The 25,567-nt window shown below is 35.8% G+C and carries 20 protein-coding genes and 1 tRNA gene; 9 read left to right on the plus strand and 12 right to left on the minus strand.

The annotated features are described in order from the left end of the window. Window positions 1-383: 383 nt before the first annotated feature. From aspA to ACU696_RS19715, 7 genes are all read left to right on the plus strand, one after another. Complete coding sequence (gene aspA, locus ACU696_RS19685; protein WP_004908081.1) at window positions 384-1,808, plus strand: aspartate ammonia-lyase; 1,425 nt, start codon at window positions 384-386, stop codon at window positions 1,806-1,808. 144 nt (window positions 1,809-1,952) lie between these two features. Further along, window positions 1,953-3,275 (plus strand): anaerobic C4-dicarboxylate transporter, encoded by a 1,323-nt coding sequence (locus ACU696_RS19690; RefSeq protein ID WP_004258703.1) that lies wholly within the window; start codon window positions 1,953-1,955, stop codon window positions 3,273-3,275. A 635-nt stretch (window positions 3,276-3,910) separates the two neighbouring features. Next, complete coding sequence (locus tag ACU696_RS19695) at window positions 3,911-4,204, plus strand: helix-turn-helix domain-containing protein (RefSeq protein ID WP_004908080.1); 294 nt, start codon at window positions 3,911-3,913, stop codon at window positions 4,202-4,204. Window positions 4,205-4,424: 220 nt separating this feature from the next. Continuing rightward, complete coding sequence (gene dicD / locus ACU696_RS19700) at window positions 4,425-4,997, plus strand: division control transcriptional repressor DicD (RefSeq protein ID WP_411268619.1); 573 nt, start codon at window positions 4,425-4,427, stop codon at window positions 4,995-4,997. 126 nt (window positions 4,998-5,123) lie between these two features. Further along, window positions 5,124-5,199 (plus strand) — tRNA-Phe (locus ACU696_RS19705). Window positions 5,200-5,980: 781 nt separating this feature from the next. Next, window positions 5,981-6,322 (plus strand): helix-turn-helix domain-containing protein, encoded by a 342-nt coding sequence (locus ACU696_RS19710; RefSeq protein WP_109912631.1) that lies wholly within the window; start codon window positions 5,981-5,983, stop codon window positions 6,320-6,322. A 90-nt stretch (window positions 6,323-6,412) separates the two neighbouring features. Beyond that, window positions 6,413-9,616 (plus strand): ATP-binding protein, encoded by a 3,204-nt coding sequence (locus tag ACU696_RS19715; RefSeq protein WP_226538027.1) that lies wholly within the window; start codon window positions 6,413-6,415, stop codon window positions 9,614-9,616. Here ACU696_RS19715 and ACU696_RS19720 read toward each other — a convergent pair. The 11 genes from ACU696_RS19720 to ACU696_RS19770 all read right to left on the minus strand — a co-directional run bounded on the left by ACU696_RS19720 (window position 9,594) and on the right by ACU696_RS19770 (window position 23,284). Further along, on the minus strand, window positions 9,594-10,247 hold the full coding sequence (locus tag ACU696_RS19720; protein WP_110731653.1) for a response regulator transcription factor: 654 nt from the start codon (window positions 10,245-10,247) through the stop codon (window positions 9,594-9,596). The two genes, ACU696_RS19715 and ACU696_RS19720, sit on opposite strands and share 23 nt — an antisense overlap. A 69-nt stretch (window positions 10,248-10,316) precedes the next feature. Next, window positions 10,317-11,300 (minus strand): fimbrial protein, encoded by a 984-nt coding sequence (locus ACU696_RS19725; protein WP_109912633.1) that lies wholly within the window; start codon window positions 11,298-11,300, stop codon window positions 10,317-10,319. A 3-nt stretch (window positions 11,301-11,303) separates the two neighbouring features. Next, window positions 11,304-12,029 carry a fimbrial biogenesis chaperone gene (locus ACU696_RS19730; protein ID WP_117162577.1) on the minus strand — a complete coding sequence of 242 codons (726 nt, stop codon included), beginning with the start codon at window positions 12,027-12,029 and terminating at the stop codon, window positions 11,304-11,306. Between the two features lie 6 nt (window positions 12,030-12,035). Next, window positions 12,036-14,486 (minus strand): fimbria/pilus outer membrane usher protein, encoded by a 2,451-nt coding sequence (locus ACU696_RS19735; RefSeq protein ID WP_272688172.1) that lies wholly within the window; start codon window positions 14,484-14,486, stop codon window positions 12,036-12,038. A 161-nt stretch (window positions 14,487-14,647) separates the two neighbouring features. Beyond that, complete coding sequence (locus ACU696_RS19740) at window positions 14,648-15,181, minus strand: fimbrial protein (RefSeq protein ID WP_004907996.1); 534 nt, start codon at window positions 15,179-15,181, stop codon at window positions 14,648-14,650. Between the two features lie 209 nt (window positions 15,182-15,390). Further along, entirely contained in the window at window positions 15,391-15,693 is a 303-nt protein-coding gene (locus tag ACU696_RS19745) for a helix-turn-helix domain-containing protein (RefSeq protein ID WP_109912636.1), read from the minus strand. Between the two features lie 508 nt (window positions 15,694-16,201). Beyond that, on the minus strand, window positions 16,202-17,188 hold the full coding sequence (locus ACU696_RS19750; protein WP_109912637.1) for a fimbrial protein: 987 nt from the start codon (window positions 17,186-17,188) through the stop codon (window positions 16,202-16,204). Further along, complete coding sequence (locus ACU696_RS19755; protein WP_109912638.1) at window positions 17,189-17,923, minus strand: fimbrial biogenesis chaperone; 735 nt, start codon at window positions 17,921-17,923, stop codon at window positions 17,189-17,191. Between the two features lie 23 nt (window positions 17,924-17,946). After that, window positions 17,947-20,421: a fimbria/pilus outer membrane usher protein gene (locus ACU696_RS19760; RefSeq protein ID WP_123382247.1), complete on the minus strand. Its 2,475-nt coding sequence runs from the start codon at window positions 20,419-20,421 to the stop codon at window positions 17,947-17,949. Between the two features lie 86 nt (window positions 20,422-20,507). Beyond that, a complete protein-coding gene (locus ACU696_RS19765; RefSeq protein ID WP_109912640.1) occupies window positions 20,508-21,038 on the minus strand; it encodes a fimbrial protein in 531 nt (176 codons plus the stop codon). A 674-nt stretch (window positions 21,039-21,712) separates the two neighbouring features. After that, window positions 21,713-23,284: an AbgT family transporter gene (locus tag ACU696_RS19770; RefSeq protein WP_004907990.1), complete on the minus strand. Its 1,572-nt coding sequence runs from the start codon at window positions 23,282-23,284 to the stop codon at window positions 21,713-21,715. Window positions 23,285-23,741: 457 nt separating this feature from the next. Between ACU696_RS19770 and ACU696_RS19775 the strand changes: the two genes are divergently transcribed. Both ACU696_RS19775 and ACU696_RS19780 read left to right on the plus strand, forming a co-directional pair. After that, the gene (locus tag ACU696_RS19775; RefSeq protein ID WP_004907989.1) at window positions 23,742-24,122 is read left to right on the plus strand and encodes a DnaJ family domain-containing protein; all 381 of its coding nucleotides are present in this window, start codon (window positions 23,742-23,744) and stop codon (window positions 24,120-24,122) included. Window positions 24,123-24,320: 198 nt separating this feature from the next. Next, window positions 24,321-24,728, plus strand: a complete 408-nt coding sequence (locus ACU696_RS19780; protein ID WP_115167987.1) for a DUF2628 domain-containing protein — start codon at window positions 24,321-24,323, stop codon at window positions 24,726-24,728. Window positions 24,729-24,802: 74 nt separating this feature from the next. On the opposite strand, the gene ACU696_RS19785 is transcribed toward ACU696_RS19780, so the two are convergent. Then, complete coding sequence (locus ACU696_RS19785; RefSeq protein ID WP_164529186.1) at window positions 24,803-25,504, minus strand: helix-turn-helix domain-containing protein; 702 nt, start codon at window positions 25,502-25,504, stop codon at window positions 24,803-24,805. Window positions 25,505-25,567: the final 63 nt, after the last annotated feature.

The following is a 25,567-nucleotide window of genomic DNA, read 5'->3' on the forward strand; positions in this document are numbered from 1 at the left end:
CTTTGTGAACTGCATCTAAGAGACAACTATCAATATTCGCTTTTTTCTTTAGTATAGCCATAATAATTGGGGCAGATATAACGCTTTTCAACTCACGGATTTTTTTCATTAATGGTACTTATCTGTGATGAATATCACACAACGTGAAATCTGTTGCATAAATCAAACTATATAGTGATCTAGGTTCAAGGCAATAGATGATTAAAAGCATATCATCTACCCATAAATCAGTAGATCATAATGCTGACAACGTAGTAGACGGTGTTAATTGCTTGTAAAGTTTTACTTTGCAATATTAATCACCTGTGAATTTTGTTTTACGAAGTATCGATTTTTAAAGCGCATAAACGGACAGTAACTGTAATCTAATTAAGAAGGTTCTCATGTCAAACAATACTCGTATCGAAGAAGACCTGTTAGGTAAAAAAGAAGTTCCAGCTGATGCCTATTATGGTGTTCATACTCTGCGTGCGATTGAAAACTTTTATATCAGCGACCGCACCATTAACGATGTCCCAGAATTTATTCGTGGCATGGTTATGGTTAAAAAAGCGGCGGCTTTAGCCAACAAAGAACAGCACACTATTCCACGTAATATCGCGGATACCATCATCAAAGCGTGTGACGTTGTTCTAAATGAAGGCAAATGCATGGACCAATTCCCGGTTGACGTATTCCAAGGTGGTGCGGGCACATCACTGAACATGAATACCAACGAGGTTCTAGCAAACATCGGTCTTGAACTGATGGGTCATAAAAAAGGTGAGTATGAATTCTTAAATCCAAATGACCACCTGAACAAAAGTCAATCCACTAACGATGCATACCCTACAGGGTTCCGTATCGCAGTGTATAATTCTATATTGAAGTTAATTGAGTCTGTTGAATACCTGAAAAAAGGCTTTGAAGCTAAAGCTGAAGAATACAAAGACATTCTGAAAATGGGTCGTACCCAGCTGCAGGATGCCGTTCCAATGACTGTCGGCCAAGAATTCCATGCTTTCGCTACTCTCTTAAAAGAAGAAGAGAAAAACTTAAAACGCAGCATTGAATTACTGCTCGAAGTTAACTTGGGCGCAACTGCTATTGGTACAGGCCTGAATACTGCTCCTGGTTACTCAGAACTTGCAGTTAAAAAATTAGCAGAAGTAACTGGTTTACCATGCGTTCCAGCAGAAGACTTAATCGAAGCAACCTCTGACTGTGGTGCTTACATCACTGTTCATGCAGGCTTAAAACGTCTAGCGATGAAACTGTCTAAAATTTGTAACGACTTACGTCTGCTATCTTCAGGTCCTCGTGCTGGCCTTAAAGAAATCAACTTACCTGAGTTACAAGCTGGTTCGTCTATCATGCCAGCAAAAGTTAACCCTGTTATTCCTGAAGTCGTCAACCAAGCATGTTTCAAAGTTATTGGTAATGATATCTGTGTAACGATGGCTGCTGAAGCAGGTCAATTACAATTAAATGTAATGGAACCAGCGATTGGCCAAGCGATGTTCGAGTCTATCTCTCTGATGAGCAACGCATGTCGTAACCTGCAAGAAAAATGCATTAGCGGCATTACTGTGAACAAAGAAATCTGTGAAGCATTTGTATTTAACTCCATCGGTATCGTCACTTATCTGAACCCATTCATTGGTCACCATAATGGTGATATCGTGGGTAAAATCTGTGCTGAAACCGGTAAGAGCGTACGCGAAGTTGTTTTAGAACGCGGTTTACTGACTGAAGCAGAACTGGATGATATTTTCTCTGTTGAGAACTTAAAACACCCAGCTTATAAAGCAAAACGCTTTGATGACTAAAAATTTATGTTTATCATAAATAATACTTAAAAATAAAGGCACGCCTCTCAACAGAAAGCGTGCCTTTTTTGATTAATACACACACAAATAATTAACATAACAGTTTCATAATTTTAATTTTCATTTTGTCGAGGAGTAAACACTATGTTAGCCGTAGAATTTATTATTGTTCTGCTGGCCATCTTTTTGGGGGCCCGTTTAGGTGGGATAGGTATCGGCTTTGCCGGTGGCCTTGGTGTACTGGTACTCGCAGCTATTGGCGTAAAACCAGGAACCATTCCATTTGACGTTATCTCAATTATCATGGCTGTTATTGCCGCTATCTCTGCAATGCAAATTGCTGGAGGTCTGGACTATTTAGTTGCCCAAACCGAAAAATTACTGCGTCGTAATCCTAAGTACATCACCATCCTTGCACCTATTGTTACCTACTTTCTGACACTTTTCGCAGGGACAGGTAATATCTCGTTAGCAACACTGCCTGTTATTGCAGAAGTCGCTAAAGAACAGGGAGTGAAACCTTGTCGTCCATTATCGACTGCGGTCGTTGCAGCACAGATAGGTATTACAGCATCACCAATTTCTGCGGCAGTGGTTTACATGGCATCCGTCATGGAAAATCCAGCAATGGTGGGTGCAGGTAACACAGTCAGCTATATTTCGCTTCTAAGTGTTCTATTACCTGCGACATTCCTTGCTATCATTTTGATGTCATTCATCATCTCTTGGACGTTTAACTCTAAATTATCTGATGACCCTATCTACCAAAAACGTTTAGCTGAAGGTTTAGTTGAACTGCGTGGTAGCCAAGTTAAAGAAATCAAAGCGGGAGCTAAGTCTTCTGTACTGCTGTTCTTGCTTGGGGTTGTTGGCGTTGTCTGCTATGCCATCATTAACAGCCCAAGCTTAGGGATTGTTGAAACACCATTAATGAACACCACAAATGCAATTTTGATTATCATGCTGACTGTGGCGACATTAATCACTATTTTCTGCCGTGTAAATACTGATGCTATCTTGAACTCAAGTACCTTTAAAGCAGGTATGAGCGCATGTATTTGTATTTTAGGTGTGGCTTGGTTAGGTGATACTTTCGTACAGCACAACATTGACTGGATCAAAGAAACTGCGGGGGATTTAATTCATGAACATTCTTGGATGTTAGCAGTTATATTCTTCTTCTGCTCCGCTTTACTATACTCACAAGCCGCAACAGCGAAAGCTCTGATGCCAATGGCATTAGCGCTGAATGTTAGCCCATTAACTGCTATCGCATCATTCTCTGCGGTTTCTGGCCTATTTATTCTGCCTACCTACCCAACACTGGTTGCAGCAGTACAGATGGATGACACAGGGACAACGCGTATTGGCCGATTCGTCTTTAACCACCCATTCTTTATTCCAGGCACTATCGCTGTCGCATTAGCTGTTTCATTCGGCTTCTTATTTGGCGGTATGATCCTATAGTTTATATTAATTACAATTAATCTTATACAGGCCCGTGCAAATAGCACGGGTTCTTTATACCTACCTATAACATATTATTTTTGTTATCCCATATAAAGTCACGTAGGCAATTATAAAAATACAATAACCATTTAGATAAAAAACTCAAACTTTTTTTTAATAATATGCATTTAAATATATTACTTTAGATTATAAACAAATCAAAATAAGAATTTTTCTAATAATATATATTAAGGCTATAAATATAATTGTAACAAATAATGACTACAATTACGCAATAATAAGTTATCTCGTTTTTTTCCTTACAATTACCAGGTGGAATATAAATTCAATAATAAAATAAAAATAAATAAAAATTAGAATAAAGTTCTGATATTTATTCTTGAGCAGATGGTAATGCTAAGTCATCTTTCTTGACACATGAATTGAAGGCACCAAAGATAGAAATAATCTATCAAAAATTTAAAATCAATCCGCCATAAATATTGGTAATCATTAACTCATCCTTATTTAATAACACCCGAAAAATCTGATAATGATAATTTAATTACTCGGAGTAATACGAATTAAATATCAAGAACTTTTCAATAGCAAAAATAATTTATTTTAACAAGATTTATATATTTGGAGGAGGTATGCTAAATACTCAACGAAATAAAAACACAAATGTAACCGTTTATATTGGAACCTTTTTAAAGCACCGCAGAAAAGTGGTTGGTTTAACTGGTGCACAATTAGCTTCTCGCCTAAGAATCAGCCAGCAGCAAGTTTCCCGTTATGAAAGAGGTAAAAATGCCATTACTATCCAAGGTCTTTTGGACATTTTACAAGCTCTCGAATTGCGAAAACATGACATCGATGACTTTATGAAAAAAGTCTTTCAGTATTACTATATCGATGCAGCGTTAGAAGCTAAATTGATCAATTAAAGCCCGATATAAACCCATGAAGTTCGTTCCAGGGGGGTTCTTCCCCCTCCTGTGTGCTTAAAACTCCCCACTTTAAAATACCCATTCAATTTCTTATTTGATTTTATTTCACCTCAGAAACGGCGCCTCATGATAGCACTGCAAACCGCTATAATTCACAATTGAACATTGTTATGATGGAGAAAAATCAGACATTATTGTGATGGAGTTAACAATGCCTATCCAACGTGAAATTATTTTAAGTCATGCGTTAAATCAATTGGAAATCCAAGGGTTATCCGCATCTACAGAAAATTTACTCAGCGAAATTGAATCTGATTTCTCTACTATTCGGCAGTTTTGGCCAGACGATGAAGCTCTTGTTTATGATTGCTTGCGCTATCATAGCCAGCAAATTGAAGTATGGCAGCGCCAAACCTTGCTAGATGAATCCCTAAACCCGCAACAAAAATTAATGGCTCGTTACCAACAATTGTCTGAAAAAGTCAGTGAAGGGCGTTTTCCGGGCTGTTTATTCATTTCTGCATGTAATTATTATCCAGATGCAGAACACCCTATCCACCAATTAAGCCGCCTACAAAAAGATAATTCGTTTCATTTCACAAAAAGCCTATTAGATGAGCTAGATATTGAAGACTCGGAATTAGTTGCTAACCAAATGGAATTAGTGCTCGAAGGCTGTTTAAACCGCTTATTAGTACAAAGGGACATTCAAGATGTCGAGATTGCACAACACCTTTCTGAGGATATCCTGACAATCGCACTGTGCCGTAAAAAAGGAGCGTTAAGCTAAAAAACCAATTAACGCATACTAAACACACACCTTTTGTTGAAAAAGAAAACACTCAGTAAAAAAAAGTGTTTTTTTATTAAAAATGCATTGACGCAAACGGCTGAATACGGTTTAATGCGCCCCGTTGCCCGGATAGCTCAGTCGGTAGAGCAGGGGATTGAAAATCCCCGTGTCCTTGGTTCGATTCCGAGTCCGGGCACCACTATTTAAAGAACCCGCCCAAAAGGCGGGTTTTTGCTTTTGTATTTTCAAACACTCATACTTAGCTAACTAGGCTAAAGACACGGAATGGCCTTTACTCTCCTCTAAACACCTATTTCTCTATACTCTCTGTTTGCAAGCTATGAGTAATAAGCCTATAAACAGAATATAGATATAAAAATAACCACAAGCCAAAGTTAATTAACTTAACTTATGCCAAATAATTAGGGAGGAACAGGAAAAAACCAAACGCTAGGGCTTATAACTAGATTATTATTCTCACCCTTTTCTCATTTCATCCATTAAACGGCCATTAATCACTCTTATTACGTGTATTTGCTGGCCTATTGTTTCATTTAGGAACCTAAAAATAAGTTTTTATATTAATAGTTATTCAAATAAACCATTAAAAAACCATAATATCATTTTTTATTCCCATCTATTGAGCTAAAAAAATAATCAAATACAATATTAAACAATAAATAATAATAATTTGTAATGAGAATGTAACCAAGCCTTAATGCAATAAAGTCAACTAAACCTTACCGAGCAATTCACAGCCAATGCTTAACATACTGTTAAATAATAAAAATAGCTCTCAAAAATAAAAAGAAAAAACTATATGTTTAAAATAAGACTCTGCATATGAATCTGAAATAAGTGACTTAATATTATTTTTAATTAAGGAATACCTTATATTCTAAAATTTTATTTTTGCCATAATTTACTCTTAAAGATAAACATAGTTTTATGAATCAATGATACTAGGGTCAAGTTTCCACATGAAAAAGAAAAAAAATACAACTTATTATATCAGCCAGCTAGTTGGTAAATGCCTACAAGAATACCGACAAGAGTTAGGTGTTAGCGGTGAGAGCATTGCAAAAGAGCTAGGTATTAGCCAACAGCAATTATCCCGTTATGAACGAGGTGAAAATGCATTAACCGTAGATGTATTGTTTAAATTTATTCTTATACTCGGTATTAACTTCCCAGATTTTTACCATAGGCTATTCTATATCGTTAGCCATCATCCTAAACTTTCACACCATATCACTAATTTAAATGGTTTTGGTTGGGAATTAGATGATTTGAAAGACTATTATAATTCAGCAATTGTCTAACCTTTGGCATAAAGAAATATTGTTTAATTTGTTTATTTTATATTATTATGAAAATTATGGAGTTTGCCTATAATCGATGAGAACAGCACTATGCCTACCCCTTCTCCGACTGCATTTTCAAGGATAACTCGCACATCAGGACGCACAAACAGCATACTCACTGTCGCCTTCCCTCTGTTGTTTATCCTAATAGCAACATTATTTTGGAGCGCAGAACGCATTGTCCAACAAGAAACTAAGCGGTTAGAAGTCGATTTTAGGTCACTAATAGGCTATATCAATGAGCAAGAGAAATTTTTAAGATCGTTAAATAAGCAAAACCAAGACCTATCAGAGCTAGTTGAAAGCCGAACTTATGCAATACAAGAGCAATCACTACCAACCAAACTATCATTACACCTACTCGAAGGTAAAGAATCTTTAGTCGCAATGCCATTCACGCTAGCTTGTGATAAAAGTTTAGAATGCACCAAAGTGCCCAGCATATTATTTTCTCTGGGGGCTTATTTAGCTGATTATTATTCTACGTTTTGGGGGGGATCCTATTTCCCAGCAGCCGCTGTATTTTTTGTCAATGAGCACGACCAAATTAGTATTAGTGTGCCTTCTGTTGGCACTGTGTTAGGAAATGAATCGATATCTCCAAATTTATATTATTCCGTTATTGATAACGTCAGGAAAAATTTACCTGCTATCCATGCCCAGTTTTCAGAATCGCAACCAACTGACTTAAAACAAATTATTTGGCTACGCCCAGTGCCTTTTGATAATATTCTCATCGGGATTATTCCAGCCGGTTTTGATGAACATTTATGGCAAAATGCTCATATTTCCCCTAAAAATATTTATGCGGTCAGTATGTTAAGCCAAGCTAGGTTAAGTGTGCTGGAACGAATGTTAAACCCCACACTCACACATCAATTTTGGCTAATTCATACAAAATATGGTCAGTTACTTGGCACAACCCAAGCGCCTGAGGAAGAAGCATTAGAAGGTATTTTTTATACCAAAGATGGCCTAGTTCTTAAGCTTTCATCTAAAACTGACGAATGGACTGGATATTATAGAATTAGTTATGCTGCTTTTTTTGAAGACAACCTGTGGTTTCCTATCAGCTTAGTTATTGCACTTTTCTTTAGTTTATTTTGTGGATGGGGATACCACCGCTGGTACCAGCGAAAAATCTTACAACCTGCAATAGACTCCCAACAAGCCATTTTAGAAAATGAAGCATTCAACCAAGCGCTTATCGCAACAACACCTATCGGCTTATGTGTAATAGATAAAGAAACCCAGCAGTTACGCTTCGCGAATGAGTTAGCTCGTTACTGGCTAAAAATAACCAATACAGCCCCCCCCCACGACTCAAATGAATATAATGAATTACTCATCAAGGTTCTTTCTGACACAGAACACGTTAAAACAACTTTAAAATCAGGGGAGCATGTCCTCTATGTTGTGAGTACAGCAACTTATTACCAACAGCGTCCTGTTATTTTATGTGCATTTACTGATATTACCATCCAAGCAGAAACTGAAAAACAACTTGATGATGCTAAGCGGCTTGCAGAAGAAGCCAACCGAGCTAAATCAACATTTTTAGCAACAATGAGCCATGAAATACGAACCCCACTTTATGGCCTAATCGGCACGTTAGAATTACTCGCAAATACTTCTCTTTCATCTCAACAAGCTCATTTTATTGAGAGAATATCAACAACGTCCCAATTACTTATGCAATTAATTGGCGATATTTTAGATATTAGTAAAATAGAAGCTAATCAAATTCAAATCCATAATCAGCCATTTGATTTATTAGAGTTAGTACAACAAACTGTTCAACTATATCAAGGTATTGCTCAGCAAAAAGGGTTACTCCTATTTGCTACTATTGACCCAAGTGTACAAGCAAATAGAATTGGTGACTCTGCTAGACTGCAACAAATCTTAGGTAATTTACTCAGTAATGCAATTAAATTTACCCACAAGGGTACGGTTACTATTGAACTTAAAAGAAGTAATAATAATATATTAATACGTGTCAGTGATACCGGTGTTGGAATTAGCCCTGAACAACAAATAAAATTATTTGAGCCATTTTATCAAGCTCATTCAGAAATTCATGCCTATGGCGGTACTGGCTTAGGCCTATTTATTTGCTCTAAACTTATCAAATTGATGGATGGGCAAATAAGCTTACAAAGTGAAACTGGGGTTGGTAGCTCGTTTCTCGTAACACTACCTTTAGCTCTCGATATACAGCAACCACATTGGCTGCCGCTAAAAAACACCAATATATGGTTACAAACCCCAAACCCATTATTGACTGAAAATATAACGCAATGGCTAAAACGGTGGGGGGCTAATGTTTATTTCACAGAAAATAGCCTCCCCATAGATACCTCATCCGTTATTGCTGTCGGCATATTAATTCCATCGTTTCCTCTGCCGACTCATTGGGATGGACAACAATGGGTAAGCCCTGAGATGAATTTTCGACTATCCGAATTAAATCAGCAGTTATTCTTACTACAAAATAATAAAGAACAGTTACCCCTTATTTGTCCAACATCTCGTATACAAACTCATATGCATAAATATCCGCTTCGCGTTTTAATTGCTGAAGATAACCCCATTAACCAAGTTGTTCTACAAGAGCAGCTTGAATTACTCGGTTGTAAGGTATTTATTGCCAATGATGGTGAAGAAGCATTGGTAATTTGGGATAACGAAATTGTCGATATCATCCTTACAGACGTTAATATGCCTTATCGTAATGGTTATGAGCTTGCACAACAGCTACGCAGTGAAGGCGAAACATGTCCAATTATTGGTGTTACTGCGAATGGATTAAAAGAAGAAGAAGAGCGATGTCTAGAATCTGGAATGGATTCATGGCTTGTAAAACCTATAGAGCTAGAAACCTTAATTCAATTATTCAACCGTTTATTCCCGATTTACTCCTCCTCAACTTTAGAAACGGCAACCCTAAAAATGATTAACCCACTAAATGGAGAGGATAGAGAAAAAATTATTCATCATTTTATTACCGATATTGCTCAATTTTGCCGAGCTGTCGAAGATAATAATACTGATGAAATAAAACAGTTATCCCACCGTATCCGTGGCGCATTAATTAGTGTTGAACAACGTGAATTAGCTAATGAGCTTCGTGAGTTTGAGGCAACATTAGATTCACAGGCATCAACACACATTGATACTCAGGTTAACCAGAATATTTGCAATCAATTAGCTAATTGGATAAAAAAAATCAGTCAAATAAATGGTGTGTAAGGCAATAACTGATTAACGCTTGATTATTATCAACACCCAATTTACGCATTGCGGCATTTTTCTGTAAGCTGATAGTTTTATCACTGCGGTTTAATTGCTTAGCAATATCAACAATAGGCTTACCTTGAACAAAAAGTCGCAATACCTCAAGTTCACGAGGTGATAATGTCTTTACCCTATCATTTAATGTTATCGCATTACGGCTTTTTAATGTCGTTGTCATATCTGCAACAGGAATACGATATTGGCGGCCTTGCCCCGCTAATGTGATAGCCTTCATCAGGTCGCTTAATGGTGCCTCTTTTGACACCACCGCGCTCACCCCTGAATCATATAACATTTGTATAATCATTGGGTTAGAAACCATCGTTAATACAATCACAGCAATATTTGGGTATTGACGACGTAAAAATTGAATATAATTCTGGCCATCGCTAGATTGGGTATTATTAGGCATCATATAATCAGTTACGATCACATCAACCTCATTTTTTTTCAAAAAAGAAAATAGTTCAGCATCCTGAGTGTAGGCACCTAAAATTTCTAAATTCATTGATTGAGAAAGTGTATCTTTCAAACCTGAAAGCACAATGGGATGATCATCAACTAATACTAATTTGAGTTTTTTCATTTAATAATACTCAGCATCAGAATATGTATATTCAATATAACACCATAGAAAAAATGTCAATTAACACTCTTAATATGAAACAACAACTCGAACTGTTTTAGAAAACGGACCTGAAGCGATGGTGCTACCTGCTATCTTGCTTAATGTCGCAGTAAAAGGGACACTAATCGGTGATTGTGGCATGATTTCGCCAATACTGTAACTTTCATTATAGTTAATATCAGTTGAATTACGGGTTAATAGTGTTTGTAATCCATTACCCATATCAAGATATTTTCCGCCTAGCACCGTATTATTATTTGGTTCAAAACGAACTGATATATTCAGCCCTGTTTCGCAGTCCTGTGGCACTGACATACCTAAATTAAAAGTTCGGCTAACCACATCTCCCGCATTCATTTGTTTAGGTGAAATCGTGTCAAAGTTTACACTCCCCCCATTAGAAGCCGTAATATTCACCGCCGGCGCAGGGCAGAGTAAGGTTAAGTTACCTTTAATTCGCACATAAGTTGGTCCGCCTAAATCCTTGCCTAAATAATCCACATGAGTTCCTAATAAAAATAACCCAGTATCAAAAGGTTTAAGAGCATTAGCCCCCTTATAAACATAGAAGTTATACATGAAAGCAATATTACGTGTAATTCCTGTCTCTGGTTGACTCCAATACCCTAAATAAATATTTGGAACAGTTGGATTAGTTATCGTTACTGGATTAGGCGATGAAATTGCATTTTGTTGTGTCACACTGACACCACTATTAATCAACAATGTTTTAATTGCATTCGGCATTGTATTTTTAAAGTAAACAGCATTAGTTGTACTTGATGAACCAGTAAACTCACATCTCATTGATATATATGAGCTCATTGCTGATGTCAATAAGGTACCATTTGGAATTGAAGCACTACTATTTGCAATATCAAAGGTTAATTCTTGTTCTATAGATGTAGCTCCTGAACTCGGTACACAATTATTAACTGCAGCTACTGATTGAAAACTTAGCAAAAATAAAGATAATATAGCGAATGCATTTATTTTTTTCAAAATTAACATAACTTACCTCTTATCCTTTTCATTTGACAAGGAACAAGTTGTATTACATGTATATTTCAATAAGTTTGGTGTTCCATAATCATCAATATAAGTCACAATCATTTTTGGTGATTTCACTTGTTTATCTGATAGTAAATATGTTGCATTGCTATTTGGCTTCACAACAATTTCTTTAAAATCAGGAACTTTAGATTCATTATCATTAACATTAATCACAACAATGTGATAGGGAGTCGGGTTAGTTAATTTTAATGATTTTCCCACTTTCTCCGCTTTCAACTCTTTTTGCCAATCATTATTAGGGTATTTTTTCAATTCACTCGGGCGATAAAATAATTTAAAACGTGATTGAATAACAATTTCAACTGCATTTTCTAGCTTAGTTTTCGGTGGAATACCCAAGACATTAAAATAAAATAATGACTCTTGGTTGTTCGGTATTTTCACATCATTTTTTGATAAACTAATTCTAACCTGCTTCTTTTGATTTGCTTCAACACGTTGTAATAAAGGCAAAGCAATCAGTGGTTCTGAAATTTTTTCGCCATTTTCATTTTCGATCCATGACTGGACTAAATAAGGATCTTTTTTATCAATATTTTCAATCACAACGCTAACACCTTTACTTGCTTCATCATAAATAACGCGAGTACGGTCAACAGAAATTGATGCATGTGTGTATGTGCTAATTAAAATTAAAGCACTCATTATTAATTTAAGTTTTTTCATAATTTTCTATTCTTTATTACAGGTTATGTTTTTACTGGTTAAATGAGTTTGTTTACCTAGCATAATTCGACATGACTGGTCACCACTCCATTTAACTATTAATTGTTGGTCTGGCTGGAAGCCCGTTAAATAAACTTGCCCTTCCTCTGCAATCATTCCCAATACATTTTTATTATCAGAGCCATAAACTAAAGCACCAAATGGAGGCGTATTGCCGTCAGGGAATTTAATTGTGACTAACGCTTTTTCACCTACTAATGTATTGAGTTTTGAATAACCAACCGCACCATCAGTTAAATTTGATTCAATCACGCTGTCATCAATGCTGACATTGTCTGGTACATTATTAAGATCCACATACTGGGTCGACCTATAATAGGTTGGAACATTACTAATTGCGGCTAAACCAAACCCATTCGTGACTGATTCATTTTTATTAATTGATACCCCTTTAGCCTTATCTGTATCAATAACCATACGAGCTTGGTTATCATAAACTCGTCGGTGTAAGACTGGGCCTTGACTGGTAATGGTCAAAGAGCCGTCTAGAGAACCACTTAATGTATGGTAGTCTTCGCCATAGGAACCCGTTAGTTGTGCAGTACCATATTGCGTATCACGATAAACGGATGCATTCATTGTTGCATTTTCAAAAAAGTCTTTACTTGATAAACCTAAACTAACGTTATTATCATTAATTTTAGAGTTGTAATTAATATTACTATTATATTTCTTATCAATATCATTATAAGAACTAAAGTATTGAATCCGTGAATTTCTTTCACCACCAAATGGGACGCTTAACGAAAGGTATGCTTGCTTAGAGCGCTTACCTTTTACGTAACTACTTTCACCGACCGATAATGATAAAATCGCATTATTTATAAAACTTGTGTTAATTGTTTTATTAAACGATAAATTAAGAGTATTGTTATTTTTTGATTCTTTCCAATAACTTTCCCGCGAGTAACTTAAACTTATATCAGCCTGTATATCAGGGAGTTGTTGTGTAAAAGAAGTCGTAAATACATTTTTCTGCCGATAATGTGGTGTTAACGGAGTTTCTTTTAAACTAATATAGTCATTCACTGACATAAAGCCTTCGTTAGAAAACTGATACCCTGTTAAATCCAGTCGACTCGAATTTGAAAAACGTTTTGCATAATTAATACGGTAACTTTCACCAGTATGTAAAAAGATATCCTGTAGTTGGTTTCTCGACTGTGTAATATCAAAAGATATTGCACCAAAGCGTTCCATATTTACCCCAACACCCGCATTATAGGCATGGTATTCATCATTAGAGGTTGCGAAAACACCACCAAAAATAGACAAATTGTTGAGGATCCCCCAAGAGGCTTCAGTTGATATAAAATCATCATTAATGTTTTTATATCCCATTGGGTCTAACCGACCTGCATTTAGTTTATATTGCACCATGCCTGGGCGTGTTAAAAATGGAATATTAGTCGAGGAAACTTGGTACTCACGTATAGAGCCGTCTTCCTCTGTAATTTTAACATCAAGAGCCCCCGATAAAGAGGAACTTAAATTATCAATTGAAAAAGGCCCTGGTGCCACTTTCATTTGATTCAAGATACGTCCATTTTGCGAGATAGTAACCGTCGCATTACTTGTCGCGGTTCCTGTGACACTCGGTGCATACCCTCTTAGAGAAGCCGGTAACATGTTCTCATCAGTAAAGACACTAACACCGTTAAAACGTACAGAATCAAATACATTGCTTACTGTATAATATTTACCCGCAAAAAATTTTGCAGATAAGCTAGGTAAATCTGTAAATAAATAAGTTTGTACCCATTTAAAATTATCATTTTTATTATCATTAAAATCTTTTTGGTATTGATAATTACTGCGGACACGCCAACGCCCTACATTCGCACCAACAGAACCGAATGAGCTAAAATTATTAATATCTCGAGTATTCTTATATTTAATATAGTTTTCAACAAGGTTGTAATCCAAGACGAGCGCATTAACCCCAACTTCCCGCTGCATAGGCGGAACCCAATTGTCATCAGAATACTGAAAGTAAGCTTGAGGTATTGAAAGCATTAACTCTTGCTTTTCATCATCGAATCTAGCCTGAATGTTTTGATCCTGTGATGTAAGATCATAACACTGACCATTTCCCCATGTAGGCACTTCTTTAATAAAATCTTCTTTTAACCCAATAACTTCTACTAAGCTTCTAGAAATACAAGGTTGTATCTTTTCATCTTTTTTTAAAAAATTTATTTGATCAAAATAATTAATTCTTCGACCATTTACCGATACATTAGAAAAATAAGAACCTTCACTAATTTTATTTTTCTCAAATGCACTTAGATCTATATTAGTATTACCCAAAATAGATAATGCGTCTTCATTAAATTGAACAGAATCCGCATTAACACAGTAAGTGTAAAACAATAAACTAGATACTAAACTAGTCACTATGTTTTTATTAAAATTGTTCTTTTTCATTAGCCGCAATATTCTATAATGGATTTATTGAATGAACTCATATAACTGAAAATGCTGTGAAGCAATTGCTATACACAGCATAATCAGCAAATATAAGATTTATTGTTTTTTTAATATTTTTATATTAATACTTATTGGTAATCTAAAACGTAAGCGACTGTAGATTTAACAGAACCGGCTGTAGCTGCACCTAATGCCTGCATACGAGCAGATAAATTAATAACATTTGTCCCTGCATTTAAGCTTTGCTCAACAGTATCATTTGTTTTTAAATTTGTTCCACTTGCATTTTGGAATAACACACCAACATTGGTAGCAGTACCAGTATTTGCCCATAAGGTGCCTGCAGCATCCATTTGGCCCGTGAATTTAACTGTTACCTTAGAATAATCAGTACCACTTGCAGTAGGGTCCAAAATACAATCTGTTAATTCTAATGTAAAATCAACATTTGGACCTTGTGAACCAGCTGTTTGTAATGATGCCGCTGGAACAGAACCTAATTGAACTTCTTTATTAACAGAAGAAGGTGCAATAGTACAAGCACCAGTATTCACTGTACCATTAAATTCAATAGTACCACTTCCTACATCCGCAGCGAATGAAGTTGATGCAGCAGTGAATGTTAATGCGATAATTGAAGATGCTAATAGCGTCTTTTTCATTTTAAACCCTTATTTCATGATATTATTAATATATACTAAGGAAATACCTTAGTTGGTACACAGCCATACCAATAGTATTATTGATATAACTAGAATTCAGTTAACTTTATTCATATCATTATTTTAATGACTTGAGATGTCCGATAACATGTGAAGTAATATAACTACTAACATGAACCGTAAATATAAGGAGATCCTTAAAACAAGCACTAACCTTCGTTTTTTTTATTTTTTGAATAAAAACCATGACTCAATAATGAATTATATTCAGAGGTCCAGCTATTTGATTGTTCTATATCTTCAAGGAAATAATGAACACTGACTTTAAGGAAGTCTGCAATCATAACTAATGAATCGATATCTATTCTGTTAATACCTCGTTCATAGCGAGAAAACTGTTGTTGACTAACATTCAAAGCCATTGCCACTTCAGTTCCCGTTAGCCCATACTCCCTTCTAAGCTTCTTTATTCTGCTCCCTACTATTTTGGCAATAGGATATCTAGCTGCCATTTTTATTTCCTTTCTGAAAAATACAAAGTAGATACTGAATAACATAAGAATAACTAACTGCGAGCAATACTAATTAAATAAAATAAAAATAACAAACTCACATACGAGTAATAAATAAAACCAAACATTAATTTTATTTATTAAAATCTCTGATTTTTGACTATTAATATATGATTTACCCTTAATATAAGTAAGGTTTATGAAACATTATCTAGCGAACTCGTCATTTTTCGGGTAAACACCATCACTAAATATAGTTACTTATCTCATATATTTTAAAAATACAGTTTTTTTATCTAAAAAATCTTCAATGTAAAATGTTATTAATTAACCTGACGTTAACATTTTCTTTTTAATGGAATTTTATATCCCCAAGATAGAGTGAAACATACATCTATAAAATAATAAGACTTAAAGCTATAAATGACTAAATTGATTGAAAGCATGAAAACAAAAAAGCCCATCATATTCAATATGATGAGCTTTCATGAAATAAAATGAGGTAACGTTAACGGTATGAAAATAATACATTTACAGTATTACTAAATTGTCCTGATTTAATTGGATCATTACTTTTATTCGATAATTCAGCAGTATATTGGTAGTTTCCAGGTCGTTGCTGAGAAATTTGACCTTTATAGTAATACTGGTCAAAGTTGATTTCCTGTCCTAAATTTTTATCCGTAATTGCAATTTGTAACCCATTGTCAAACATCAAATATTTTTTATTCACAACACCACTGTTACTTTGAAAAGCCACGCTAACTTCAAGTGCCGCTTCACAAGTAGAAATAGGCGTTAACGTGATATTAAAATTCTCTTTAACCGTTTTACCATTATTGAATTGCTCAGGAGTAAGCTCTTTAAAATCAACGACTTTATCGCTCATTGTTACTATCGGAGTGGGACAATAATTAACTAACTTCCCAACTAGACGGATAGTATATAAGTCTCCTATACGTTTCCCTACTCCATCTGTATGATAACCAATAACAAAATTTCCTGTATCAAAAGATTTTAGCTCACCATATCCTCTTTTTAGCGTAAACACATGCCATAACCCAATATTTTGCGTACCTACCCCCCAATAACCTACTTCTAAACGCGGTGTGTTCGGTGCCGTGATCTCAACAACCTTGCTAAGGCTATAAGAATGTTGATAAACCTGAATACCACTAGATAAGAGATATGCCTTAGTCTGGGCTGGCGTTTGGTTATAAAACCAAATCGTTCTATCAGCTACAGACCCCGAAAAATTACATTCCCATGCCATCATCGAGCGTCCACTGCCTAACTCAGTGCCTGTAGGAATAGGACCAGGAGTTGTATTCATATCAATCGATATCAAAGGTAGAGGAAACCAGGCATTCCCGCTGCCAGGTTTACAATTTACCCCCGCATAAGACGACGCTCCTGAGAGTAATAATAAAGACCCTAATATGCCTTTAATCAGTCTTTTCTTGTGATCTTTTTTTGTATGATTAAAGCTTTTCATTTATTTTTTCGCCTGTGGTAATAACTGGCAAGATTGTGATGAATCACATTGGTATTTATTAAATTTTAATCCGCCAAAGTCATCAATATAAGCAACCTCAAAACTGTTTAAAGATGCGTTTTTTAATGTGACAACTGCATCACTGAAAGGCGCAACAACAGTTTCTGGAAATTGGTTATCCTTGCTTCTATCCACATTAATATTCGTAACAATAATATTAAATGGTGTTGGATTAGTTAATTTTAAGCTTCCCCCTTGCTTAGCGACTTTAAGATCCTGTTGAAAATCTTTATCGGCAGATAATGGGTAATTAATTCCTTTTGGGCGATAGAACAGTTTCAACCGTGATTGGATGGTAAACTGCACCACATTCGCTTCTTTGCCTTGTGGTGGGATTCCAAGAACATTGAAATATAATAAACTTTCTCTATCTTGCGGTAAGGTGTTCAGCCCTTCCATATGCGTAATTTTAATTTGTTTTTTCTGTAGCGGCCCTATTTTCTGTAAAAAGGGTAGTGCCACTAAAGAGTTTGTTAATTTATCGCCTTTGGCGGTTTCTATCCATGTCTGCGCTAAAAATGATGATGTTTTATCTTGGTTATCAACAACTACACTCGTACCGCCATCCGCTTGATTCAAAATAATACGAGTCCGGTCAAGCCCTAATACTGCGTGGGCTTGCGTCATTACGCCAGATAATAAAACAACCGAAATTACCTTTTTAAAGAATGTCATTTTTCACCCATTTTTTCGTTATTTTACTGATTGCACATGATGGCATCACTGCTTTTTACCAGAATACTGTCGGCAGAGAAGCTGCATGACTTTCCTTCTCCCCAGTTGATACTTAACTGGTCGCCCATATTTAACCCTGTTAAGTAAACAATACCGGATTCTGCAATGATCCCAGAAACTTTATTATTCGAGGTATTTGTCACCACTGCGCCTAGTGGTGGGTATTGGCCATTCGCCAATTTAATCCGTGAAATTAATGATTTGCCGATGTCAGCATCCATTTTGATATAACCAATAGCGCCATCCGTCAGTGCCGTTTCTAAAACGTTATCTTCAACGTTAACAGTATCCGGCAAGTTGTTAACATCCACTTTATATTCCATATTGTAATAAGTCGGTACATTACTGATGGTCGCTAACCCAAGGTCATTGGTGATGGCATGGCTATTTTCAATGATGACACCTTTCGCTTTAGGGACATCAACCACTAAGCGAGATTGGTCACGATATGTTAATCGATGCGCGGAAATACCATGTTGAGTCGCTGTGATTGAACCACTCACCATAATACTCGCTGAATTCATTGAGTCGGATAATGCCCCACTCATTTGCAACTGCCCTGTATCACCACTGTGTGAAATAAACGCATTCACACTTCCTTGAGATAAACCGTCTTGAGTTGATGCTGTCAGGTTATAGTTTGTATCTTTATTCACATAATTACTGTAGTTGACATTATTAGTATAGCGCTTATCTTGATCACTATAAGAAGCAAAGTAAGAGATTGAGGCATTTTGGCTTTCAGTCTGTAATGGCCGACTTACCGATAAATAAATTTGATTATCTGTTTTATCACGGGAGTTACGCGATTGATTTAAAGATAAAGAAACGCTCCCTCCTTTCATAATTCCTTCATCAAAGAATTTATTTAATCCAATGCTAAAATAGTTATTTTGTTTGCCGTTCCAATAGGTTTTGCGTGATGCTGTAATATTCGCACTCGCATTCATAAAATGTAATTGCTGTGCATATGACAGTGAAAATACATGTTTATCTTTATCCAATTCACCTTGCGAGTTATCACTAAAGTTCTTTTCAACAAAATTAGATAATGAATTAAATGTACGGTCAGCAAAGCGGTAACCAGTTAAAGTTAATTGCCCATCAATACTCGGTAAATTTTTAGCGTAATTAATACGATAGCTCTTTCCTGTTTCTCTTGTACCCACATCGGCATATGATTGAGTTACATCAACAGAAAGAGCACCTAAGAAACCTAAGTTTTGACCAACACCAAGGTTGATTGCTCGATATTGATTGTTTGATGTAGCAACCAAGCCACCAAACACTGAAGTGTTGTTGAGAACCCCGATAGAACTTTCAACTGTTATAAAATTCTTATCGATATTTTCATTATTTTCTGGCGAAAGTTGCCCTAAATTCATGGTATAGCGCACTTGGCCTTTACGGGTCAAAAATGGAATATTCGTGGTAGTGTATTGGAACCTGGTTTCTTTACCATTATCTTCAATCACAGTAACATCAATTGTACCCATCACAGACTGGCTCAAATCTTTAATAACAAAAGGCCCTGCGGGTACTTTAATTTGGCTAATAATTCGCCCATTTTGAGATAAAGTCACGGTCGCATTCGATGCTGCAACACCAGTTATTTGCGGTGCATACCCTCGGAGGTTAGGTGGCATCATACTTTCGTCAGTAAAGACACTGATCCCTTTAAAGCGTACACTATCAAACAAATCAGATTTAATATAAATCTCGCCGACAAATAATTTTGCCGATAAACTCGCCATATCTCTGAATGCATAAATTTGCTCCCATTCAAAGCGGCTTTTTTTATCATTACTGCTGTCAACTAGCTTATTTTCATATTGATAATTCGCACGTAAACGCCACTCAGCAAGGTTAGCACCCACATTACCAAATGCGCTGAGGTTATTACGATTACCAGAATCTTTTCGGTAAAAATTATTATCACTAACCGTATAATCTAAAATTAAACCAGCAATACCGTAGTCACGTAGCTCAGGACTAATCCAAGATGAATACACCGCTACAAGGTATTTTTGTGGAATAGAGATTGTCAGAACTTGATCGCTGTCATTAAAATCGACAGTGACATTTTTATCCAACGCACTAATATTGATACAATGGTCTTCTTCCGAAGATAGTAATATTTCTTTTGCATCTTCAGTTAATGGAAAGCGTTTAATAACACTCGCTGTAATACAAGGTTCAATTATTCCATCATGGCTAATAAATTTAATTTTTTCGCCACGTAAAATTCTCTTTCCATTTAAAACAATATCTGTTTCATACAAACCTTCACTAAAGTTATTTTTTTCAAAATAGCTTAAGTCAATATTATCATCAACAGATAAATTCAGTGCATTTATATTAAATGTTTCTGCATTAGAGTATCCACCACATACAAGAAGTGAAATGATATAACAAATATTTTTTTTCTTAAAATACATGATTTCACTCTTTTAATTAAAAAATGCAGAGAAAATGCTTTACGCCAAAACGGCGTAAAGCAATTAGCAAGTAAATAAAGATGATATTACTCGTAGCTTAATACATAGTTCGCAACAGAATTAATACTACCGGCTGTCGCTGCACCTGTTGATTCTACTTGGGCAGATAAAATAATTGTTGTTTCTGCTTCTTTTAATTTTTGCTCTAAAACATCACCAGGTTTGATTGCTTTTCCATCATTATTAAAGAATGCTACGGCAATATTATCTGCACTACCTGTATTTGCCCATAAAGTTGATTTAGTTGCATCTGGTTGTCCATTAAATGCAATTTTAACTTTAGAATAAGGCGTTCCTGGTGTACCTGAATCTAACTGGCAATCTTGTAATTTTAATTCAAAAGCATTTAGTGGACCTGTTTTACCTGCAGCTCCTAAGTTTGCAGCTGAAATACTACCTAATTGAACTTCTTTATTTATATCTGAAGGTGCGATAGTACATGCACCACTATTAACTGTACCTTTAAATGTAATTTTACCTGAACCAGCATCCGCAGCCATTGTAGAAATAGAAGTTGTTGTTAGTGCCAAGAAAACTGCGATTAATGTTTTATTCATCTTGCGTACCTTATTAGTTAATAATTAATTTCTAGGGATTTATTTAATTTCTGAACGAGATGAATAATACTCAGCATTCGAGTTAAACGATACAACTGAAATGTGTATTTAACTTGTAGAGTGTAACCAAACATAACCACCATAACTAATTGAAATTTAATAAATAATGAATTTACCCCCTTCCAATTTAAAGTTAAAATCCTGATGGTCACATAAAAAAACACGAATAACCCAGAATTAAAAGCTGAAAGATTAAAAATAAAAGGAGTTAAATGTTGATATAAATAAAAACAAAAGAATTTAAATAAAAAAAAGAAAAAACACAAACTAAAACATCATAAATACTCTTAAAATGCACTTATAGAGACATTTATTTACATCCATTCAAGGTTCTGTTACCAATTCAATAAAAAATAAAGTATCAATCCATCCACATATAAATAAATCATTTATAAAACAATAAGCTAAATTATTATTAAATATTTCAATACACCCTCTTTTATAATTTACTTTAAGCTATTTTCGCAAAAAAACTCGTTCATCCTCTTTTTTATGTGAAAATAAAAGTAAAAAATCAATTAATAGAATGAGATACTGACATTTTATCTTAATCATAAAAAAAGCTGCCTTAATAAGCAGCTTTTTTAGTTTTATATAAAGAAAATAAACTGTACTTAACTTCCCGGCGTGAAATAAATTGGTGAGCCAGGGCCGACAGGGATGCCCAACACAAATACCCAGACAATAAAGAATAATGACCAGCCGATCAGGAAAATAATTGAATATGGCAACATCATTGAAACTAATGTTCCTATTCCTGCATCCTTCTTATATTTCACAACAATCGCCATAATTAAGCCAAAGTAACTCATCATCGGCGTAATAATGTTCGTGACCGAGTCACCGATACGATACGCGGCTTGAATAGTTTCTGGCGCGTAGCCCGCCAACATCAACATAGGTACGAAGATAGGTGCTGTGACAGCCCATTGTGCGGATGCAGAGCCAATCATTAAGTTAATAAATGCGCAGATAAGAATAAAGCCAATAAACAGTACACCACCATGAAGGTCAATACTATTTAAGAAGTTGGCACCTTTAACCGCAATAACTTGCCCGATGTTTGTCCAACCAAAGAAAGCCACAAATTGCGCAGCAAAGAAAATAATAACCAAATATAAGCCAAGCGTGCTCATTGCGCCAGCCATTGCATCCACGATATCCTTATCAGAGCGCATGGTTTTAGCAATATAGCCATACACAATACCGGGGACAGCAAAGAAGACAAAAATAAAGACCACTATCCCTTTTAAGAACGGCGAGTTACTCACTAACCCAGTGTCTTGGTTACGTAATATTCCATTTTCTGGTACTACCATTAACGCCAAAAGTGCTGCCAATCCCCAAAAAGTCACAGATGCCCAAAATAAGGCTTTTTTCTCTAACGGAGTGACATTTGCCGAGGCATAGAGGCTATTTTCATCATCATCTACTGCACCGCCGGTGTATGGGCCAAGTTGTGGCTCAACAATTTTTTCAGTGATCAAATAACCTAAAATAGTGATTAAAAACGTACTGGCAAACATAAAGTACCAGTTTGCTTCTGCACCCACGATATAAGTTGGATCAATGATTTGTGCGGCTTGTTGAGTGATACCCGACAATAACGGGTCAACCGTGCCTAATAATAAGTTTGCTGAATAACCTCCGGAAACACCAGCAAATGCCGCAGCAAGGCCGGCTAAAGGGTGACGACCTAATGAATGAAAAATGATAGCTGCGAGCGGAATAAGTACCACATAACCTAACTCTGCCGCGGTATTTGACATGATCCCAGCAAACACGATCGCCATTGTGGTTAATTTTCGAGGGGCTTTGGTGACAACCAAACGCATGGCAGCGGAAAGTAAACCTGCTCGTTCAGCAATCCCCACCCCTAATAATGCGACGAGTACCGTTCCTAACGGTGCAAAGCCTGTAAAATTAGTGACGACATTCGCAATAATTTTTCGGATCCCTTCGGCATCCAATAAACTCACAATATGAATAATACCATCTTCTGCGCGCCCTTTTGCACCTTCGGGACGAGGGTCTGGCACGCTGACACCGAAGTACTGACCAATTGCCGAGGAAACTAATAAAATCGCAATTAAAATAATAAATAAAATAACAGGATGTGGTAGAGCATTGCCTAGCCACTCAACCGTTCTTAAAAAACGGCTTCCCTCTTGCTTTTTTTGTTCCATATTTTCTCCTTATAAACAAGAAAAACGGACATTACACAATGTTTTTGCTTTTTGCTATTTACAAATAGATAATTTTAAATTAACAAAATACACACAAATCAGACATAAAATTCAACATAATTAGGACTAACTCCATTTTATCAGCTATTAATATTATTAATTTAGCTAAAGAAGATAATTACAACCAAAATAGTTTTAGTAAATTAATTTCGATAAGTGTGGTCAACATAACAATTTTTATATTATCTATGGCTTTTTTTCGTCATTTATCACTAATTAAATATCATTTTCTAGCGGTTTTATTTTATATAAATCTGAAAACCCTTATTTATCAATACTCGATAAAACCTTACTTATAACTCGGAATAACAAACCTAATAAAGCATAATATGCCAACTTTATTTACACTGTCATGGAAGGTTATAATGTCAGAAAATTAACTCATGGAACCTCTATAATGTCAGTTATCGACCTTTGGGCTGAACGCCACATACAAGAAGCACTAAGCAGAGGAGAACTTACAAATTTAGCAGGGGAAGGTAAAGCTTTGCAGCTTGAAGATGATAGCCTGGTTCCGCCTGAACTCAGGGCTGGATATCGGATATTGAAAAATTCAGGTTATTTACCCGCAGAATTACAGCAAAGAAAAGATGCACTGACACTTAGCCACATGTTACAAAGCCTATCAGTGGATGACCCAAATTATACATCAATGAGTAAACAGCTGGCTTTGCTTGAATTAAAGCTCAAGCAAGCCAATGTCAATACCGATTTTTTACATGGTAATTATGCAGATTCAATTTCTGAACAAATAAATAATAAACCAAATAGCAAATAGCAAATAGCAAATAGCAAATAAACTTATGTCAAATAGTAACCGAGTAAATATACGAGTAATTTGCCATTTTCTATAGTTTCTTAACACTTTTTTAAGAAAGCTCCGCAATAATCATATTAAGACTATTTCCCCCTATATTTATGTGAACATCTCAGTATTATCAACCTCGACTTTATTATTAATAGACAAGGGATAAAGATGGAACAGAAACAATATTCTAGTAAATGGCAAAAACGTTTTGATTTCTTTGATAAGTATGGTGCACCTAATACACCTGAATTCAAAGCAGCGTTAAAAGCCGCCTCTTTCGGTGAGCGTATTCTCATTAACATGAACATTTTTGCTTTCTTCTTCGGTATTATTTATTTCCTGATTTTAGGACTTTGGAAAAAAGGGTTAGTGATGCTTGGTATCACTATTGGGGTTGGTCTGGTTTTGAATATTATTGATTTTATGATTGGTGGAACTATCCCAAATGCAGTTTATACCGGGGTATCTGTCGGTATGTCCGCAATGTGGGCAATGATTGCTAACTATGCTTATTATATTAAAGAAACCAAAGGATTGGATAATTGGAATCCGTTTGAAGGGATCCGAATGCTTTAAGTGACGATCAAATCAAAGTTGGCTGCTGGCAAGGCAGCTAATTTTTACCGTAAAATAAAATTTAGAATAAATAGCTACTCTAAATTAACACTCTGCAAACGATATTCATTCGGCGTTTTGCCATAAAATTGGCGAAATGCGTGACTAAATGAGGAATGTGAGTCATAACCCACTGCTAATGCAATTTGTTCTATTGATGTGTTGGTTAATAACAAGCTCCCTGCCGCTTCCATACGTTTTTGTAATAAAAATTGCATCGCAGTTAATTGTGCTTCTGCCTTTATTTTTCGTTGAAGCGTACTCACTGACATACAAAAAGCGGTCGCCATATCTTCACAACTAATAGGATGATGTAAACGCAGCTCCACCCATTGAGAAACTTCATCAATCCATTTTTTTTCAGGTTTTAACTGGGCCAATAACAAACGGGCAACAGTAAAATTATGTTCGGGAGCTTGTGGAAAACTTTGCAGCCAATTCAAAAGACCGACTGCGGCAGGTGTCAGAGTAAATTCCGTCATTTTTTCACTTAATGCCCATTGTGCTGTGGCTGGCATTTCTAATACATAATTTTGATTGCCTACCTGTCCACTAAAAGCGTGATTAACACTTGGCGGGATCACCATCCCCTTGCCTGCATTGAGTAAAAAATGCTGGCGATACATATTGATTTCCATTTGCCCAGATAACGACAGAATAACTTGCCACTGCCCATCATGTTGATGAGAAATGACTTCGTTCGAATATTGGCGAAAATGAAGCTCAGGTAATCGCAAAGGGTTATACTCCCACAGTCAATGAATAGTAAGAGTATAGGGCTATTGGCAGCAATATAGCTA

The organism is Providencia sp. PROV_01 (assembly GCF_053098325.1).

Bases quoted from the DNA above. Each gene is read 5' to 3' on its own strand.
- aspA (WP_004908081.1), top strand. From the start codon at position 384: ATGTCAAACAATACTCGTATCGAAGAAGACCTGTTAGGTAAAAAAGAA.
- ACU696_RS19690 (WP_004258703.1), top strand. From the start codon at position 1,953: ATGTTAGCCGTAGAATTTATTATTGTTCTGCTGGCCATCTTTTTGGGG.
- ACU696_RS19695 (WP_004908080.1), top strand. From the start codon at position 3,911: ATGCTAAATACTCAACGAAATAAAAACACAAATGTAACCGTTTATATT.
- ACU696_RS19710 (WP_109912631.1), top strand. From the start codon at position 5,981: ATGAAAAAGAAAAAAAATACAACTTATTATATCAGCCAGCTAGTTGGT.
- ACU696_RS19715 (WP_226538027.1), top strand. From the start codon at position 6,413: ATGCCTACCCCTTCTCCGACTGCATTTTCAAGGATAACTCGCACATCA.
- ACU696_RS19720 (WP_110731653.1), bottom strand. From the start codon at position 10,247: ATGAAAAAACTCAAATTAGTATTAGTTGATGATCATCCCATTGTGCTT.
- ACU696_RS19725 (WP_109912633.1), bottom strand. From the start codon at position 11,300: ATGTTAATTTTGAAAAAAATAAATGCATTCGCTATATTATCTTTATTT.
- ACU696_RS19730 (WP_117162577.1), bottom strand. From the start codon at position 12,029: ATGAAAAAACTTAAATTAATAATGAGTGCTTTAATTTTAATTAGCACA.
- ACU696_RS19740 (WP_004907996.1), bottom strand. From the start codon at position 15,181: ATGAAAAAGACGCTATTAGCATCTTCAATTATCGCATTAACATTCACT.
- ACU696_RS19745 (WP_109912636.1), bottom strand. From the start codon at position 15,693: ATGGCAGCTAGATATCCTATTGCCAAAATAGTAGGGAGCAGAATAAAG.
- ACU696_RS19750 (WP_109912637.1), bottom strand. From the start codon at position 17,188: ATGAAAAGCTTTAATCATACAAAAAAAGATCACAAGAAAAGACTGATT.
- ACU696_RS19755 (WP_109912638.1), bottom strand. From the start codon at position 17,923: ATGACATTCTTTAAAAAGGTAATTTCGGTTGTTTTATTATCTGGCGTA.
- ACU696_RS19760 (WP_123382247.1), bottom strand. From the start codon at position 20,421: ATGTATTTTAAGAAAAAAAATATTTGTTATATCATTTCACTTCTTGTA.
- ACU696_RS19765 (WP_109912640.1), bottom strand. From the start codon at position 21,038: ATGAATAAAACATTAATCGCAGTTTTCTTGGCACTAACAACAACTTCT.
- ACU696_RS19770 (WP_004907990.1), bottom strand. From the start codon at position 23,284: ATGGAACAAAAAAAGCAAGAGGGAAGCCGTTTTTTAAGAACGGTTGAG.
- ACU696_RS19775 (WP_004907989.1), top strand. From the start codon at position 23,742: ATGTCAGTTATCGACCTTTGGGCTGAACGCCACATACAAGAAGCACTA.
- ACU696_RS19780 (WP_115167987.1), top strand. From the start codon at position 24,321: ATGGAACAGAAACAATATTCTAGTAAATGGCAAAAACGTTTTGATTTC.